Origin of the sequence: Streptomyces sp. SID5643, assembly GCF_009872555.1 — a bacterium.
In the GTDB taxonomy this organism is placed as follows: Bacteria; Actinomycetota; Actinomycetes; order Streptomycetales; family Streptomycetaceae; genus Streptomyces; species Streptomyces iakyrus.
Genome location: NZ_WWIC01000092.1, coordinates 42,220 through 59,544, shown reverse-complemented (window position 1 = coordinate 59,544; position 17,325 = coordinate 42,220). Strand labels below are relative to the sequence as shown.

The following is a 17,325-nucleotide window of genomic DNA, read 5'->3' as shown; positions in this document are numbered from 1 at the left end:
GAAAGGGGTTCAGGCGGCGCGCTGTTCGTCTTCGGGGTAGGCGCAGGGCACGCACATCCCGAGTGCGGCGGGGATGACGTATCCGGCGTCGTGGTGGCACTGCGGGCAGGTGCGGCGGGCGGCGTTGGCTTTGGCCAGGGCCGCCCAGCAGGCCGGGGTCATGGGCCGCACGGGTTGGGCCTGCTCGATGCGGTAGAGGTAGGCGACCAGCGGCCCCCGCCGGCGGCGGGGGCGTTCGAGCTGGGCGGCCACGTCCTGACCACCAGGCCGAAGCCCGCGGGCGCGCAGCTGCCGACGGGTGGCCAACCCGTCCGGCGCCAGGCGCCAGGGGTAGACCGGGACGGCGGCCATCAGCGACTCGCGATGGCCAGCTCAGCCCCGCCGTTGCCAGGGGTGCGGTGCTCGGCGTAGCGGGCGGAGACCCACCCCACCGACCAGCCGCACAGTTCGGCGGCGGCCCGCACCGGCAACCCGGCCTCGAACGCGGCCCGCACCATCTGGCGGGCGCGGTCCTCGGGGAGCTTGTCCGCGGCCGGTCCGGCGGCCAGCAGCGCGGCGCGTTCACGCTCGGCCCGCTCCTCGCGTTCGGCCCGTTCACGGCGCTCACGCTCGGCCCGCTCTCGCCGCTCCTTCTCGCGGCGCTCGGCCTCAGCGCGCTCACGGCGCTCACGCTCCAGCCGGAGCCGTTCACGCTCGCGTTCCGCGCGTTCACGCTCCTCGCGCTCGGCACGCTCGCGAGCTTGCGCCCGCTCCTGTTCCTCGCGCCGGGCCCGCTCTTCCTGTTCGGCCTGCAAGCGGGCCAACCGGGCCTCGTGTTCACGCTGTTCACGCGCCAGCATCGCGGCGTGCTCGCGCTCCTCACGGACCCGCTGCGCGGCAGCCTCACGCCGCTCTGCAGCCGCCTTCTCGCGCGCCTCACGCTCGGCTCGCTGCTTGTCCTCCAGCGCGCTGACGGCGGCGGCGATCGCGCGCCGGTAGGCAAGCCCGGTCTCGGCGGTGACGATCAGCAGCAGTGGTGCGACCGCGTGCACAGCCACGCCCACCAGGTCTTTGGCCAGCGCGGAATCTGCGACGTTCAGGGCCAGGGTCATGCAGCCGGTCATCCAGCGCAGCGCCACCGGCCACCATCCGCCATGCCCGCCGAGACGGGCCAGGGTGGCGTCCAGGCGGACCACGATGACCACGGCCGCGTCGACCACGAGCGGCAGGATCGGCGCCGTCCAGTCCCACTCATCCGGCGTGTGTTCCGCCGCGAGCGGGGTGACGGTGAGGACCGAGTACAGCATCGCGCCCGCCACGATCAGCCACGTACCGGCCGACAGCGCGCGCTCGGCTGAACGGATCTGAACGCCGTTCACGCGCCCACCTCCGCTCGTGAACGCACTCGGATCGCGGCGATCAGCAGCACCGGCGAGGACGGGTCGAAGGGAGTTTCGCTGTCCTCGGTCCACTGCCACTCAGCGTCCGGCACCGGCTCGAAGCCGAGCATGCTGAGCGCGTTCACGCGGTCCGTGAGCGTCGGTACCGGCCCGCCACGGCCGAAGGTGTACTCCGGCCACCGCGCGGTGGTGTTCATCAGCACCACGTACAGGTGCCATCGGCCCCGACGCGTCGACATCTGCGCCGTGAACTCGCCGGCCATTACGCCACCTCTCCCGGCACCGTGGTGCCGCGGTTGGTCAGCTCACGCCGCGCGGTCAGCACCTTGCGGCGGGCCCGCCGCAGCCGGCGCGTGTCCCACTCCGTCGCGGGCCGGTCGAGCAGGCTGATCTGCACGTCCAGCAACTCGACCTCCGCCACGATCAGCGGCGTCTCGCTGGCGATGGCGTCCAGCTCGGCAGTGGTCGGCTCGCGGTCGAAATCGTCGGCGGTAACAACCACCTGAACAGCACCGATGTGCTTCATGGGTCGTGGTTCCTCTCAGGGTGATACGGCCCAGACAGCGGCCCCGGTGTTCCTGCACCGGGGCCGCGCGCCGTTGAAGTCGGACGTTCCGGCTCCCCGCGCTCCCGCCCGTCGACCAGCCGCGTGAGGGCGGTCGACGGGCGAGAGAGGCAGCCGGCCGCAGCACTAGGCGCTGCGATGCCAGGAAGAGAGCGGACCGGGAATGTCGTACAGGCGCCGGCGGCCGGTCCAGGACGGCGGCGCCCATCGATGTCGTCGGTACACCGGGGTTCCTCTCAGTCGAGATCACTAGGGGTGAAGCACTGCAAGGGGGATCGCGTCCCCACTCTCCGGCCGTTGCTCGCGGTCACCGGGCCACCTCGCCAGTACGGGCCGAAGCCCTGTTCCACCTGGCCTTTTAGCGGGATTGCAGCGTCCCCGCCCCGTGCATGCGCGCAGCCCAAAGAAGGCCCCGCAGAGCGCTGCAGTCCTGGGACTGCGAGGCGCCTGAGAAGACCATGGCTCACAGTCCCAGGACTGTCAACAGTCCTGGGACTGTGTTTCACTGGTCGAAGTCGACGGGAGGTTCTGATGGCACCGAAGTGGCGGGAGCTCGCGGACCGGATCGCGGAGAAGATCCGGTCTGGCGAATACGCGCCTGGTGAGCAGTTGCCGCAGATCAGGGACTTGGTGGAGGCCGGTGAGGGCTCCAAGTCCACTGTTCACGCGGCCTACAAGGCGCTGGAAGCCGAGGGGCTGGTGACGTCTTCCCGCGGCCACGGCACGGTCGTACGCGACCGGCCGCCGCTCAAGCGGCTCGGAATCGAGCGGTACGACAAGGCCAAGTGGAGGGACGGCGACGAAGTCGCCTTCATCGCGGACCGGGTGGCGTCCGGCCGCGCCTACCGACGCAACGAACAGACGCAGACGGTCAGCAAGGTCCCTGCGCCACCGGTAGTGGCGGCAGCGCACGGCCTGCCAGAGGGAGCCGACGTCTACGCTCGCGCGCGACTGGTCAAGGAAGGAACACAGCCCACGCACACTCTGACCAGCTACTACCGCCCGGAACACGTTGAGGGCACGCGCATCGTGGACCCGACTCCGGGCCCGGCCGGCAGGGGCGGCGGGTTCCGCGTGCTGTACGACGCGGGCTACGAGATCGACCACATGCGAGAGACGCTGTTCGCCCGAGTCCCCACCACTGACGAAGTCCAGCTCCTGCAGCTCGCCCCGGGTGAGTGGGTCGTAGAGCTGCACCGAACGACGTTCACGGCCGACGGCACGGTGGTCGAATTTGCCCTGGGCGTGCACGCCGCCACACGCTTCTCATGGACGTACGACTTCAAGGTGCCTGACTCTGCAGCGGAAGGCGGAGGCAAAGAGTGATCTCGCAGCAGTCATGGGCGGATGCGCGACGACTCTGGGATTTCCAGCAGATGGGCCACGAGGTACGCCCGTGTTCGGTCGCCATCGGCCTGGGGAGCCATGACCTCGGGGTCGCCGACACCACGGCGGCCCTGTATCTGGACGGCATGGTTCCCCTGATCGTCTTCACGGGAGCGACCAGCCGAACCACCCGTGACCGGATGCCGCGCGGCGAAGCAGAGCACTACCGGGAGCGGGCCCTGGAACTCGGGGTGCCGGCGGATGCCATCCTTGTCGAACCGAACGCCCGGAACACCGGAGAGAACATCACGTTCTCGCGTGCGCTGCTTGCTGACCAGGATGTTGCAGTGTCGTCTGTCCTGCTCGTCTGCAAGCCGTACGAGGAGCGGCGAGCGTACGCAACGGCCCGGAAGCTTTGGCCCGATGTGGAGTGGATCTGTGCTTCCGCGCCGATGAGTTTTACGGAGTACATCGCCTCAATTGGTGACGAGCGCCTGGTCATTGACATGTTGGTCGGAGCGCAGCAGCGGCTCATGATCTACCCGGACGAAGGGTTCATGATTCGTCAGGAGATCTCGGCGGACGTTGAGACGGCGTATCGCCGTCTCGTTGCTGATGGGTTCACGAGTCGTCTCGTTCCGACGGCTGCGGCACGCGACTGAAACACCTTAGGGGCCGACCAGCGGCTAGGAACCGGCGTGCCGAGTCCTGGGTAAGCCGGAAACCCATGTCAGCGGACCATTCGCCATTGGTCCGTGGCCGGTCTTGATAACCGGATGATCCCATGCGCGTTACAAGCGGGACGAGCAGGAAAAGCCCTTCATCTGCTCGTACATTCAAGTCGGTGTTTCGTTGCATTACGTCAGATTACTTCTTGCTGTCCTTGGTGGGGTTGCTCTAGCTGCTGCTCGCGCTTGCGTTGCTCCACCCGCAGTGTTTCGACGTTCTCGGCCAGCCGTTCCAAGTTGACTGTCTCGTCCGCCTGATTGTAAGGAGCAATGGCCAAGTCGAAGGCGGTCACATGCTGCTCGATCGCGTCGGCGGTTTGCTGAAGATTGAATGCCCGCTCTCGGTACTTGAAGTAACCGGTCACGGCGGTCGTGAACGACACGAATGCGCCGAGACTGATCAGAATGGCCTTACCGGGTTGCGGCGGATCATAGATAGCCGCAGTGACCGACATCGTGACGGACGCGACGAATAGACTCCATTGAAAGAAGTTATGCACTCGTCGGTACCGCCGCGTCTCGCGCCGTAGCCGCTCTATCTCCTGCGGGATGGTCTCTCGATAGGAGTACTGCCGATCTCGCGCCGATCGAGACCCCGTAGCGGCTTCGAGTACGCGCCGCTCCTCCAATAGGTCAAGTTCAAGTTGCAGCGCTGCTATCGACTTAGGCGACTCCCCTTCAGGGTGCCCGGCATTTACACGTCGACCGATCGCGAACACTGTCAATAATAGGACAAGGACCACGCCACCAGCCAGGTTATACGGCAGCATGTTGAACCGACCCCAATTAATCGCATTGCTTACCGCGCCGCCAGCGATGAGCAGGAAGATGCCTGACATGGACCCGACGACTAGGGAACGCGCCATGCGTGCGCGACGTAACTGACTAGTGAGGGAAGCCGCCGAACGGCGGTAGGAAATGAGAAATTTCACGTACTTAGCATTGGGGCTCCCACCACTTAACTCATGGAAGGCTTGATCCAAATCATTCTGATCACTTTCGCGCCCTCTATCGTAGGCACGCTGCACCGCTTCATCAATGAGTGCCCGAACGGCATCTTCTGAGTGGGTCTTCTCCTCATCCCCGGAGGGATTCCTTTCGTCCCTCGCATATTCCACATCGGGCGCGTCCGATAGGGAGATCAGATTATCCAGGGAAGATTCGATCACAGCACCCCATGTGTGAGCAGATTCCGGGATGCTGCTATTTGGCGTGAGTCGATCGATAGAAACATCAGTCCATAGAGCCCCAGATCCATCGTCGTCACTAAGCCAAACGACGGCCCTGTTCAGGTCTTTGTAGTCGGGATAAATGAACCACGGAGTCAGCCAATCAACGTCCGTATCGAAGGCGGCGTCGACAAAAGCACGAACGTGTGCCCAGTTTAGGGGACCAGGGAAAGGAGATGTGGCATCCTCCGCCCTCAATTCGCGACCGCCATGCTTAAGATGTTCTAAAATCTCATAGACCCATGCACTGTGACGGCTACCCAGGTTGGAATCAGTGCTAGGTTCACCTGCTGAGTTCGTGCCCTCCTCGGGCTCATGTTCCTCGGCGGCCATACGGTCGTCCTCCTGTCGAGCCGGTTCTATTTCGTCGTAGTCATCGTTGAGGGAACTAATAACCCCGCGAGGAGATCGTCGGATTGTCGCAATGTCTCGCCCAAGAGACACCATGCTTGTCAAGGTCCAGGAAACTACCTCCCCCCATGTCGGGTTAGGCGAAGGAGGTAGATGGTCTGCAATCTGAACACCGGTCCACAGGCTCTCGCTGCCGTCAGCGTGGCTGCATCGGATCAGGGCGCCTTCCGGCTTGCGCCGGTACGGATGCACGAACCAAGGGTCAAGCCACTCCACGTTGGCGGCCGTGGCAGCGTCAAGGAAGTCGTCAACTATGCCCCAGTCGCGGAGGTCCTCAGGCATGGGCTTGAACGCGTCGTCATAGGCAAGTGATGGCTCACCGGTCTGTACTTCCAGGAGAATGGCAAATACCCACGGGGCGTACGGCATCAGGCCCCCGGCAAACTGATAGCGGCTGAGATAACGTCGTGCATATCCGAATCCCCCTGTGTCGACGATGGTCTGGTATTCGAGGAAATCCACCGAACCTCGACAGCTGCACTCCTACGTCCGTCAGAGACAAGACGTCCCATCGACACCACGCACGAGTGCCCTCTCGGGTCGTGGAAGGTTGCTCAATGATAGGTCGTCGATGACCAGTTGCGGCTGTTCTGAGAAGCTCGCGTGCCGGAGCCCCGACCACTCAAGGCTAAAGCGGCTTTCGCCCCGCTTCATAGGGAACTGCTTCTCCAGCGGCTACATCAATCATGCGCATCGGGTGGCCTCACGAGGAGCCAGGGCTCAACTACGCCCATGCCTCGTACCGGACGCTGCCACATTTCTTGCGCGGCGTACTTTCCCTCAATTTCTCCGTGAACATGCAGGGTGGACTCTGCAAGAAGCTGCTCGATCAAGGCGGCATCAGCCAGAACCGCATCTTTTGGTGCGATGCTAGATAGCCTTTCTGTGAGGATTACGGTTGGGCCCAGCATAATTCCTGCCGTTGTGTAAACCTGGCCGTAACAGAGGCCGATCCTGACTTCCGCCCTGAGGTCATCAAGCATCGTGGTCGTTTCGGATTCGGACAATAACAACGCTGTTTCGGCCCCGGCGGATGCTGTGGGAGTCACGAAGGTAACGTCACTGTTGCGTGTATGGAAGAACCTCGCGCCAGTGATAGTGGCTACCTGTTTGCACAGTCCCCTCACCCTCTCGATCAGGGAGACAAGTTCCGCTTCATTGAGCCTCCTCGAAATGCGGGCGAATCCAGGCATCTCGAGCATGCCGATCGCCATATTGCCCGGAGTGAAATCCGCTACTTCTTCTGGGCCTTCAAGGGCGGCTAGCCTTGTTTCCAGTGAAGCGCATTCGGCCTCAAACTTATCGGCCCGTGCTCTCGCTCGCTCGACTTCGCCCCTGAGGGCTGCCAACTCTCCATGGAGCTTCTCTTTTTGCTCCAGTAGTTCGTCGCGCTCCTCGATTACTTGCTCAAAGTGAAGTTCAGCGATGGCGTCTCGGTGCTGCACTTCACGCAGTTGTCGTTCGACGTCATCCAATAGCATTTGACGGTCCTGCAAGGCCTGAGTCAACACCTCGATCTGCATCAGGCTCTGCTGGGACTTCCGGTCCGCTTCGGCGAGTTGGAGTTGTGTCAGCCTGAGGAGGCTTGCAGGGTTCCCTTGCGCTTCTACCGCTGCGTGATGTTGATCGCGTAAGAGTTGCAGGGTTTCTTCTTTGATTGACTCACCCCGGTAGGTGGCCACGTCTCGCGCGAGATCCAGAATGAATTCCCAGGGTGGGAGTCGCGACCCATTTAAGTATCGGGATATAGCTCCCGCGTCGCGCGAACGGCGTGCAGCATATCGGCGGACTGAAATCTCTAGCCCGCTGAACAGCACGCGCAGGCTAGTTGCCAGCTTCGATGCCTCCACAGGCAGTTCACCATCGAGTGGCCTTAGGAGGGCGGGCAGGTTTTCGTCTGTCATTCGTCCCCCAAGACTCGTGTTGCCAACGGCTTGGCAACGTGTGCCACCTGGCGCAACGGTGCGCTGGCTCAAGAGTCTAGGGACACAACGCTCCGGTCTGTAGACGAAAGGTGTACCTCGTTGATCCCGATCCCTGGCGCCCGCTACCTGGCGGCAGTTCAGCGCGTAGCTATAGTGCTGATCTTGCTACCTCCCCTCCTGATCGTCACCGTGGCGTGCGTGCCCGCACTGCTGTTCCTTCCCTTCAGTCGAGCAGGGATTGATCGTGTAGCAATGCTCGTTGGGCGCCTCGTCTTCTGGACGCGTACTCTCCTTCAAGGCGTCCGCCCGCTTGCATGACATGCCGTGCGGTCAGTCACTCCGTCAACAAGTCTGGGCCGTCCCTGGGCCGTCGAAGGGCGGCCCACGGCGACCAACGACGACCAATCACGACTGCTCGGGGCCCGACTAGCGCTGGCTGGAGGTCGTCCGCGCGAGGTCGCTAAGGGGTCGCACCACTTCCTGCGCAACAAGCGGCAGGAGTGGGAGGAGTACCGCTCGGAGGTCACGGCGTTCGAGCTGCGGAAGAATCTTCCGGCGCTGTAAGGCGAGGCGACACGGCGGCCGTGCCGCTGCGGATTCGATGAGAGAGGGCTGTCGGTCGTGGACCGGCAGCCCTTTCGGATTGGCGGCGGTCTACCATCCAAGCCGCTTGATCGCCATCGATTCCTTGGACTTTCCCTGACGAGATCATAGGAGACTCAGGGGCGCATCGGCGACGCTAGAATGTCCTTGCCTCTTGTCGGTGCGCGGACGTCACGGGACGGGGGCAGGTGAATTGACGGCCCGGGAAGCGCCTCTGCAGCACGTGCCTATCATCGCGGAGCATGACACGTGGATAAGTGTCGATCCCATCATCGGCTGTCCTGCGAACTGTTCCTACTGCTATCTGGGGCCGATAGGGCTGAAGTCGCGTCCGCCGCAGCCGAGAGTTTCACCCGTACGGGCAGTGGAAATGCTCTGTGAGTACCTCGATGAAACCCGCAGCCATATGGGTGGTGACATTGATTCCACGCCAGTATGTCTGGGCAACTATACGGATATGCTACTGACCCCGGCCAATCAGGAGTATCTCCGCGCCTTTGCCGCCGAGCTGGCCGTCGCCGGCCTCTCGCGGCCGTTGGTGGTTGTGACGAAAGGGCGTATGCCGCGTACCCTCGCCCGGACCCTGGATGATCTGAACATTGCCATGGTGGTTTTCTGCTCGCAATCCTTTCACCGGACCACGCTGGAGTTGCGCACGGAAAAGGGGCCGGTCCTTGTCCCTGACATGACGTTCGATGCGGGAACGGAGTGCCGCGACATGAAGAACATCGCGATGGTGCACTTCTGGCGGCCTGTCGTGCGTAAGTCCGTGCCTTCCGCGGACTGGGCCGTCCGAGTCGTACGCCGGCTGAAGGATTCCGGCTATCGCTGTTCGGTTGCGATCGGTCTCTCCACGGGAGCCGGAATCGCCCAACAAGAACTCGTCCAGACAGGCTTGCTGGAAGGGCCCGCCGAAGCGTGCGACGAACTGTGGGACACGGAAGCCTGGCAGGACATCAACGCTGCGGCCGCTGCCGTGGGTTACCCGGTCTATCGAAGCACCTCGTGCGCCATTGCGCTTGCCACGGGCCGAGCAGAGGCCCTGGACGTATGGGACTGTCGGCGAGGTGCTGCCGAGCAGTGCTTGCCGTGCCACTGTCCAAAACCTCAGCGAGACCTCTGTCGATCTCGGATTCTCGAACCAGAGGTTGCGCAGGAGCACCTGGCTTGGATCGCCAACGAACTGCGAACCGACATGTCGGGCCTCGAGGTCTTACCCGGCCGCCGCGTCCGGACGGGCGCGAAGGTCCGGCAGTCGATGATCAGCCTGACACTGCACAAGTTTCAAATCGAACTGCTACCTGGATCCATTGCAGCCGAGCGGGCCTGGCTCGGGAGGTTCGGTAGGGAGAGCGGCGATGAATAGGTCTGGGACCCTGGTGTCGGAACTTCTGCCGACATGGCTGACGTGCGCCGCGAAGCGACTGCGGACCATTACCGGCTTTGTGACCGTGCACCCCAATGGTGGTGATCCGCGAACCCTCACGTTCTCGCGTTATGAGCATGTCGCGAGAGTCGCCTCCTTGGCTCTGCTGGTGGGGGAGAAGCGTAGGTTGCCCAGGTCGGAGGTGCTGCTTTTCTCCTGGCTGCACGACATCAATCGTTGGCCCTTCGCGCACAACGCCGAAAGGGATCACTTCGATGGAGCCGACGACATGGAGCGTTTCATCGAGGGGCGATTGCCGGAAGCGACCGTCAGTCAAGCGGCAGACATTGCACGCAAGCGTGTCTCGGAATTGAGTCCCGCCGCACGTGCAGTACTTCTGGCTGATATCGTCACGGGCTTCTTCGAGGACACCCTTTTCGCCGTCACTGGCCTGAATCTGTCACCGTCGGAACTTCCGGACGGTGCTCTCGACATGCTCCGCCTGCCGGTCGGGGATTACGCCTTTCTTGAGGAACTCCACCACCTCTACCTGCTGTTGAACCGAGAAGCGGACGTAGCCGGATACACCCGCGACTTGAACTCGCTCGTCTTCAGATCGGCGCGAAAGTTCCTGTCCGAACATGATTTCCTGAACACGGATCCACTTGAGAACGAAAGGTTTCGCAGTATCCGCTCAGTGCTGCGCCAAAGCTATCTTGAGCAGTATATTTTTCCACTGAACAACGAAAAAGTCTGCCATGGAGAGATGATCCGGCGGGTCCTCGTGGACCCGGTCGTCAGTCGACTGGGAGGGAACGCTGACGGTTGTCTGACCCAGTGGACCGAGGTCGACATGATCGCCTATGTGCTACGGGAAGGGCTGGTGGCCCAGGAAACAGTCAGAGCACTGGAACCGAGACTGGACTATATTTCCGACGTCGAGCCCGCCCGCTGCTTCGTCTAGGCGGGCCCCGCGGAATTGCCATGGAGCTCAGTTGTTGGCGCGACGCCAGGCGCTCAGATATTCTTGGTACACAAACTTCTGGGCGATGTTTCCGCGGAATGCGTACCGCTTCAAGGTCGCTCGAGCACCAATCCAGAGACCCCCTACCGTCGGTACCCCGGGCACGGCCGATGCGACGGAGGAAACCCCTTCGGCAAGCTGGGCCTCAAGAGGGGTGATGTCGACCGTGCTCAGCCCGAGCCGCTCGTTGAGCCGCTGGGTGACTTCCTCGATTCCACGTTGGAAACGAAGGGTGTCTTCCTCGGTCCTTATTCCACGAACCAGCTCACGGAGAGGGCCGGCCTTCGCCCGGTAACTCATGATGCGGTCACAGACCAGATCGATCCATTCCCGGTCGGTCCGCAGGCCGGCCTCTTCGGCATTCCATAGACGGCCTCCCACCAAGGGCAGTTCGAGGCGAAGCAGCTCGAGGTGGCGGGCACGCGAGGGTCCGGCGTTCTCGCTCAACCGGTCATGTATGCCCCTGATGAGCTTGATGACGTCCACGGCCGTCTCCTCATCCATGCCATCGGACAGGATCTGGCTGGTGACGGCGAAATCCCTGCGGAGCCCGTGGGGTTGATAAGCGTGACCAGTGACCGTGGCTCGGGCTTGGTAGCGGAGGGACCTCGCCAGTGCCGCGATGAAGTTCGAGGGCTCTACCGCACTCGGCATCAGGGGTCGGAACAGTTCGCCGATGGCCAGGGAGGCCGCCCGGGCCCATTCGCCGAGCCGATCGGGTTCGATTCCGTCAGTGGTCGGCACGCGGACCAAATGGTGAGGAATCTGCGTCTGATGGAAATCGTTCCATTGCAGGATTCTCCGCCGGAGACCGGGACGGCCTGCTGCCTCGGCCTCGTGATCACAATCCTCCATTGACCGCAGAAACGAGAGCATGGCGTCCACCCCGCGTGTCTGCAAAGTGGTGAGCACATCCGATTCGGCGGCGGCAAGGTGCTGCATCGAGTCGGCGGAAACCTGCACCGGTGTGACCAGCCTGAGTTCCAGCAAACGTCGTAAGAGGTAGGGCTCGTCGCCGAATTGTTGGGAGGTCGGGTTGAGGTGCACCGGATGGATCACCCGCACCGCCGGCTGGAATATCAGGGACTGCACCAACTCGACGTAGGACTGACGTGCGAACGGATCTGGACTCCGCTCGCCCCGATTCTGCGCAGTGATGAACTCCTGTGCGCTGATGAATGTCGAATTGTCCAACGCGAGCGCGGGCATCCCCATGTCGCGCATCTTACCGAGGAACAAAATGACACGCCAGAAGGTCGCAGCCGGAGCGCTGCATTCTGCATCTAACAGGTGTGAGCCGTGGTGGGATCGGGGTGGTCGGGCAATAATGACGGAACTGGTGGTGCCTGTGGTCAGGGAAATGTTGACCTGCGTCCCCCACCCGCCCTGTCCCTCACACCGACGCGTTCTCCGACGCCGTCGTCCACGCGAACCCGTCCGGGTCCGTGAACGGCCCGGCGTCGCCGGTGATGGTCAGGCGGTGGGAGCCCGTGCCGTCGGGGGAGACGCCGGCGACCTTGGCGAGGCCGCTGCGCTTGTACAGGGCCAGCTTCACGGGGCCCCCGGTGGCGAACTCGACGTACTTGCCGCCGAAGCTCTTCCCCACGGCCAGACCGTGCTCGACGTAGAACCGCTTGCTGGCCTTCACGTCCTCGACGCCGAGGAGAAGGACGAACTCGTCGATCTGCCGGGTCGCCGGGCCGGTGTTCTTCTTCGACGACGAGGCGAGCTGCCAGATGGTCCCGTCGGGGGCCTGGACGACGCCCCCGTAGCCCCACAGCGACCTGGCGGCGGGCTTCAGGGGCGTCGCCCCGGCCCGCACGGCCGCCTCGAAGAACGCGTCCACATCGGCCGGCTGGGCGACCACGAGTGACAGCGTGAACCCGCGGAAGCCGGAGGTCGGTGCCTCCGACGCCCGCAGGCGCAGCCGGTCGCCCGGACCGAAGGCGGTGGCGTAGAAGCGTTCGGCGGCGGCGGGGTCGGCCACCTCGAGGGTGACGGATGCGATGGACGTCATGACAACGACGCTAATCGCGCTCCGGGAGCCGTGCTTCTCGATTCCTGACCGGTTCCCCGGGGCCTCAGGCCTGCTGCCGCTTCAGGTCCGCCAGCAACTGGTGCAGTGGCTCGGTGGCCCGGCGCCGGTACTCCTGGACCGCCCACCCGTTGCCGTCCGGGTCCTGGAAGTGCATGAATGTGGCGCCGTCGTCCGGGGAGTACTGGACCGGTTCCGAGACGTCGAGGCCGCGGGCGACCAGCTCCGCGTGGGCCGCCTTGATGTCGGCGACGCACAGCTGAAGACCCTGGTAGGAGCCCGGGGCGGGGGTGGGGCCGGGCGTCATCTCCCAGATCGACTCGCCCAGGGCGATCGAGCACCCGGAACCCGGAGGGGTCAGCTGGACGATCCGCATCCCGGGCATGACCTCCTGGTCGATGTCCACGTGGAAACCGACCTTGTCCCGGTAGAAGTCCCGGGCGCGGTCGATGTCGGACACGGGCAGTGGAATGACTTCCAGGGTGATGTCCATGGGCATGACTCCTTCGTCCGGCCTTACGGGAACCGATCACCGGGTCCGGCTGAAGCCGGCTGAACGGCTCTCTCACCGAAGCCGAAAATGCCGGGCGGCGCCACCGAGTGGACGGCCACCGGACGCGTGCCGGGGAGGAAATGGCCCTCGCGTCCCCCGGAGCACCGCCAACCGCCGTACCGTGCCTCCCCCCGCGTGGCCAGTCCACCTGGCCACGCGCGCACCCGTCCGCCTGCCGAACTCCCCGGCGCTTCCCCCGGCCCGTGCGGTTAGGCTCAAAGCCGTACGACCTTGATCCGATGCATGTCCGAGGAACAGTGCGAGGGAGGCCCGGATGACGGCGGCGCCGGGGCGCAGGAGCAGTACCTTCACGCGGCTGCTGCGGCACGGTTTCACCGACGCGTCCGCCGCCGAGCGGCTCCTGGACAGCCCGGAGCTCGCGCCCCTGCGCGACGACCCCGTGCTGCTGGAGGCGCTGGGCGCCACCGCCGACCCCGATCTCGCGCTGCTCGGCCTCGTCCGGCTGCTGGAGGCCCAGCAGAACCCGGGCGCCCGCCGGGAACTGCTCGACACCCTGATCGCGGCCAAGCCCCTGCGCGACCGCCTCCTCGGTGTCCTCGGTGCCTCCACCGCCCTCGCCGACCACCTCACCCGGCACCCGGACGACTGGCAGGCGCTCGTCATGTACGAGGCGTACGACCTGCACCCCGGGGTGGAGGAGTTCGAGGCGGGACTCGCCGAGGCCACCGACCCGGTCTCCCTGCGGGTCGCCTACCGGCGCTGTCTGCTGTCCATCGCCGCCCGGGACGTCTGCGGCACCACCGGCGTCGCCGAGTCCGCCGCCGAGCTGGCCGACCTCGCCACCGCCACCCTGCGCGCCGCGCTCGCCATCGCCGGGGCGGCCGCGCCCGAGGACGCCGAGCAGTGCCGCCTCGCGGTCATCGCGATGGGCAAGTGCGGCGGCCACGAGCTGAACTACGTCTCCGACGTGGACGTCATCTTCGTCGGGGAGGCGACCGAGGGCACCGACGAGACCAAGGCCGTACGCGCCGCGACCCGGCTCGCCTCGCACATGATGCGGATCTGCTCGGAGACGACCGTCGAGGGCTCCATCTGGCCCGTCGACGCCAACCTCCGCCCCGAGGGCAGGAACGGCCCCCTCGTGCGGACCCTCTCCAGCCATCTCGCCTACTACCAGCGCTGGGCCAAGACCTGGGAGTTCCAGGCGCTGCTGAAGGCCCGCCCGGTGGCCGGCGACCTCGACCTCGGTGAGGAGTACGTCGCCGCCGTCCAGCCCCTGGTGTGGAAGGCCGCCGAGCGCGAGAACTTCGTCCCCGACGTGCAGAAGATGCGCCGCAGGGTCGTGGAGAACATCCCCGTCGCCGAGGTCGACCGCCAGCTGAAGCTCGGCCCGGGCGGCCTCAGGGACGTCGAGTTCGCCGTGCAGCTGCTCCAGCTGGTGCACGGCCGGGCCGACACCTCCCTGCGCAGCGGTACGACCCTGGACGCGCTGGAGGCCCTCGCCGCCGGCGGCTACGTCGGCCGGTCCGACGCGGCGCAGCTCGACGACGCCTACCGCTTCCTGCGCTCCATGGAGCACCGCATCCAGCTGTTCCGGCTGCGGCGCACCCACCTCGTCCCCGAGGACGAGGCCGAGCTGCGCCGCATCGGCCGCTCCCTCGGCCTGCGCACGGACCCGGTCGCCGACCTGCACCGGGAGTGGCGGCGGCACGCGGGCGTCGTACGCCGGCTGCACGAGAAGCTCTTCTACCGGCCGCTGCTCGACGCGGTCGCCCAGCTCGCCACCGGCGAGGCCCGGCTCAGCACCGAGGCGGCCCGCGAACGCATGGTCGCCCTCGGCTACGCCGACCCGGCAGCAGCCCTGCGCCACCTGGAGGCGCTGGCCTCCGGCGTCACCCGCAAGGCCGCCATCCAGCGCACCCTGCTGCCCGTGCTGCTCGGCTGGTTCGCCGACTCGGCCGACCCGGACGCGGGGCTGCTCAACTTCCGCAAGGTGTCCGACGCGCTCGGCAAGACCCCCTGGTACCTGCGGCTGCTGCGGGACGAGGGCGCCGCCGCGCAGAACCTCGCCCGGGTGCTGTCCGCCGGCCGCCTCGCGCCCGACCTGCTGATGCGCGCCCCGGAGGCGGTCGCGCTGCTCGGAGACGGGGACGGCGGCGGTCTGGAACCCCGGCCGCGCGCTCACCTGGAGCAGGAGATACTCGCCGCCGTGAAACGCGCCGACGGCGCCGCGCAGGCGGTCACGGCGGCTCGCGGGGTGCGCCGCCGGGAGCTGTTCCGCACGGCCGCCGCCGACATCGTCGGCTCCTACGGCACCGAGGAGCAGCCCGCCGAGGCCGATCAGGGCGCCCTGGTGGACCGGGTCGGCGGCGCGGTGTCGGATCTGACCGCCGCGACCCTGGCGGGCACGCTCCGCGCGGTCGTGCGGGACAACTGGGGGGACGACCTGCCCACCCGGTTCGCGATCATCGGCATGGGCCGGTTCGGCGGCCACGAACTGGGCTACGGCTCCGACGCGGACGTGCTGTTCGTGCACGAGCCGCGCGACGGCGTCGACGAGCGGACGGCGGCCCAGGCGGCCAACAAGGTGGTCTCCGAGATGCGCCGCCTGCTCCAGATCCCGAGCGCCGACCCGCCCCTGCTCATCGACGCCGACCTGCGCCCGGAGGGCAAGTCCGGGCCGCTGGTGCGCACCCTCACGTCGTACGCGGCGTACTACCGCCGCTGGTCCCTGACGTGGGAGTCGCACGCGCTGCTGCGGGCCGAGCCCGTCGCGGGCGACGCGGACCTGGGGCACCGGTTCATCGAGCTGATCGACCCGCTGCGCTACCCGGCGGACGGGCTCACCGACGAGGCCGTGCGCGACATCCGCCGGCTGAAGGCCCGCATGGAGTCCGAGCGGCTGCCGCGCGGCGCCGATCCCAAGCTGCACGCCAAGCTCGGTCCGGGCGGCCTGTCCGACGTGGAGTGGACCGTGCAGCTGATGCAGCTGCGGCACGGATCGGCGGTGCCGGGACTGCGCACCACCCGCACCCGCGAGGCCCTGGCCGCGGCCCGCGCCGCCGGGCTGATCACCGACGAGGACGCGGCGACCCTCGACGAGGCCTGGGTCCTCGCGACCCGGGTCCGCAACGCGGTGATGCTGGTCCGCGGCCGGGCCGGCGACACCTTCCCCTCCGACCCCCGGGAACTGGCGGCCGTAGGAAGGTACTTGGGCTACGGCCCCGGCCACGTCGGCGACATGCTCGACGGCTACCGGCGGACCGCGCGCCGGGCGCGGGGCGTGATGGAGGAACTGTTCTACGGAGCCGCCGAGCGCTGAGGCCCGCCGGTCCGCGCCCCGGGCCCGCCGTCCCCCCGTTCCCGGGCGGCGTCCCGCCCGCGGGCCGGGACCGTCCGGGGCAGTGCGTACGGCTGCCTTCCGTACCAGAGCCGGGCCACGGTGAACCCGAAGGCCAGGCACAGCACGCCGCCGACCGCATCCAGCCAGAAGTGGTTGGCCGTGGCGACGATGACCACCAGCGTCAGCGCGGGGTACACCAGGCCCAGCACCCGCACCCAGGGGACATGCGCCAGGGCGAAGATCGTCAGGCCGCACCACACGGACCAGCCGATGTGCATCGACGGCATCGCGGCGTACTGGTTGGACATGTGTTTCAGGTCGCCGGACGCCATCGAACCCCAGGTCTGGTGGACCATGACCGTGTCGATGAAGCCGCCGCCCGTCATCAGCCGCGGGGGCGCGAGGGGATACAGGTAGTAACCGACCAGGGCGACGGCCGTGGTCGCGAACAACACCAGCCGGGTCGCCGCGTAACGGCCGGGATGGCGACGGTAGAGCCACACCAGGACACCCAGCGTGACGATGAAGTGCAGCGTCGCGTAGTAGTAGTTCATCCCGACGATGAGCCAATGCACCGAGTTCACGGCGTGGTTGACCGACTCCTCGACGGCGATGCCCACGTGGTGCTCGGCCCGCCAGATCCAGTCGGCGTTGCGCAGCGCCTCGGCCTTCTGCTCCGGCACGGCGTTGCGGACGAGCGCATACGTCCAGTAACTCACCGCGATCAGCAGGATCTCGAACCAGAACCGGGGCCGGTGCGGGGTGCGCAGTCTGCGCAGCGGACCAGGCCCCGGATCGGCCGCAACAGGGTCCGGGAGGGCCGCTTCCAGGCCCTCCGGCTTCGTCACGGTCGTTTCACCCATAGGCGCAAAGTCTG

General features: G+C 66.0%; 15 protein-coding genes and 1 pseudogene. 6 read left to right on the top strand and 10 right to left on the bottom strand.

The window, feature by feature from the left end:
* Window positions 1–9: 9 nt before the first annotated feature.
* The 4 genes from GTY56_RS11460 to GTY56_RS11445 are packed head-to-tail and all read right to left on the bottom strand — an operon-like array spanning window position 10 to window position 1,905.
* Window positions 10–351, bottom strand: a complete 342-nt coding sequence (locus tag GTY56_RS11460) for an RRQRL motif-containing zinc-binding protein (RefSeq protein ID WP_161362653.1) — start codon at window positions 349–351, stop codon at window positions 10–12.
* The gene (locus tag GTY56_RS11455) at window positions 351–1,358 is read right to left on the bottom strand and encodes a DUF2637 domain-containing protein (RefSeq protein WP_161362655.1); all 1,008 of its coding nucleotides are present in this window, start codon (window positions 1,356–1,358) and stop codon (window positions 351–353) included. The genes GTY56_RS11460 and GTY56_RS11455 overlap by 1 nt, the downstream gene beginning before the upstream one ends.
* Window positions 1,355–1,642 (bottom strand): DUF6303 family protein, encoded by a 288-nt coding sequence (locus GTY56_RS11450; protein ID WP_161362657.1) that lies wholly within the window; start codon window positions 1,640–1,642, stop codon window positions 1,355–1,357. The genes GTY56_RS11455 and GTY56_RS11450 overlap by 4 nt, the downstream gene beginning before the upstream one ends.
* Complete coding sequence (locus tag GTY56_RS11445; protein ID WP_161362659.1) at window positions 1,642–1,905, bottom strand: DUF6284 family protein; 264 nt, start codon at window positions 1,903–1,905, stop codon at window positions 1,642–1,644. Before GTY56_RS11445 ends, GTY56_RS11450 begins: the two co-directional genes overlap by 1 nt.
* Window positions 1,906–2,475: 570 nt before the next feature.
* On the opposite strand from GTY56_RS11445, the gene GTY56_RS11440 reads away from it, so the two are divergent.
* Window positions 2,476–3,270: a GntR family transcriptional regulator gene (locus tag GTY56_RS11440; protein WP_161362661.1), complete on the top strand. Its 795-nt coding sequence runs from the start codon at window positions 2,476–2,478 to the stop codon at window positions 3,268–3,270.
* Entirely contained in the window at window positions 3,267–3,932 is a 666-nt protein-coding gene (locus GTY56_RS11435) for an ElyC/SanA/YdcF family protein (RefSeq protein WP_161362663.1), read from the top strand. Before GTY56_RS11440 ends, GTY56_RS11435 begins: the two co-directional genes overlap by 4 nt.
* Before the next feature lie 200 nt (window positions 3,933–4,132).
* Here GTY56_RS11435 and GTY56_RS41300 read toward each other — a convergent pair whose 3' ends face one another.
* Together GTY56_RS41300 and GTY56_RS11425 are read right to left on the bottom strand one after the other, a co-directional pair.
* Window positions 4,133–6,100 (bottom strand): DUF4231 domain-containing protein, encoded by a 1,968-nt coding sequence (locus GTY56_RS41300; RefSeq protein ID WP_161362665.1) that lies wholly within the window; start codon window positions 6,098–6,100, stop codon window positions 4,133–4,135.
* Window positions 6,101–6,318: 218 nt separating this feature from the next.
* Complete coding sequence (locus GTY56_RS11425; RefSeq protein WP_161362666.1) at window positions 6,319–7,320, bottom strand: nucleotidyl cyclase domain-containing protein; 1,002 nt, start codon at window positions 7,318–7,320, stop codon at window positions 6,319–6,321.
* A gap of 720 nt (window positions 7,321–8,040) precedes the next feature.
* Here GTY56_RS11425 and GTY56_RS41555 point away from each other — a divergent pair.
* The 3 genes and pseudogenes from GTY56_RS41555 to GTY56_RS11415 form a co-directional block, all read left to right on the top strand.
* Window positions 8,041–8,127 (top strand): annotated as a pseudogene (locus GTY56_RS41555) (glutamine synthetase); the annotation flags it as partial.
* 409 nt (window positions 8,128–8,536) lie between these two features.
* Window positions 8,537–9,532 (top strand): hypothetical protein, encoded by a 996-nt coding sequence (locus GTY56_RS11420; protein ID WP_161362668.1) that lies wholly within the window; start codon window positions 8,537–8,539, stop codon window positions 9,530–9,532.
* A 13-nt stretch (window positions 9,533–9,545) separates the two neighbouring features.
* Window positions 9,546–10,496, top strand: coding sequence for an HD domain-containing protein (locus GTY56_RS11415; protein ID WP_161362670.1), 951 nt, complete (start codon window positions 9,546–9,548; stop codon window positions 10,494–10,496).
* Between the two features lie 27 nt (window positions 10,497–10,523).
* On the opposite strand, the gene GTY56_RS11410 is transcribed toward GTY56_RS11415, so the two are convergent.
* The 3 genes from GTY56_RS11410 to GTY56_RS11400 form a co-directional block, all read right to left on the bottom strand.
* On the bottom strand, window positions 10,524–11,771 hold the full coding sequence (locus GTY56_RS11410; protein WP_161362671.1) for a hypothetical protein: 1,248 nt from the start codon (window positions 11,769–11,771) through the stop codon (window positions 10,524–10,526).
* A gap of 178 nt (window positions 11,772–11,949) precedes the next feature.
* Entirely contained in the window at window positions 11,950–12,573 is a 624-nt protein-coding gene (locus tag GTY56_RS11405) for a VOC family protein (protein WP_161362674.1), read from the bottom strand.
* A gap of 64 nt (window positions 12,574–12,637) precedes the next feature.
* A complete protein-coding gene (locus tag GTY56_RS11400; RefSeq protein WP_161362676.1) occupies window positions 12,638–13,084 on the bottom strand; it encodes a VOC family protein in 447 nt (148 codons plus the stop codon).
* Between the two features lie 334 nt (window positions 13,085–13,418).
* Between GTY56_RS11400 and GTY56_RS11395 the strand changes: the two genes are divergently transcribed.
* Complete coding sequence (locus tag GTY56_RS11395) at window positions 13,419–16,427, top strand: bifunctional [glutamine synthetase] adenylyltransferase/[glutamine synthetase]-adenylyl-L-tyrosine phosphorylase (protein ID WP_161362678.1); 3,009 nt, start codon at window positions 13,419–13,421, stop codon at window positions 16,425–16,427.
* Here GTY56_RS11395 and GTY56_RS11390 read toward each other — a convergent pair.
* On the bottom strand, window positions 16,406–17,311 hold the full coding sequence (locus GTY56_RS11390; protein ID WP_161362680.1) for a phosphatase PAP2 family protein: 906 nt from the start codon (window positions 17,309–17,311) through the stop codon (window positions 16,406–16,408). The two genes, GTY56_RS11395 and GTY56_RS11390, sit on opposite strands and share 22 nt — an antisense overlap.
* Window positions 17,312–17,325: the final 14 nt, after the last annotated feature.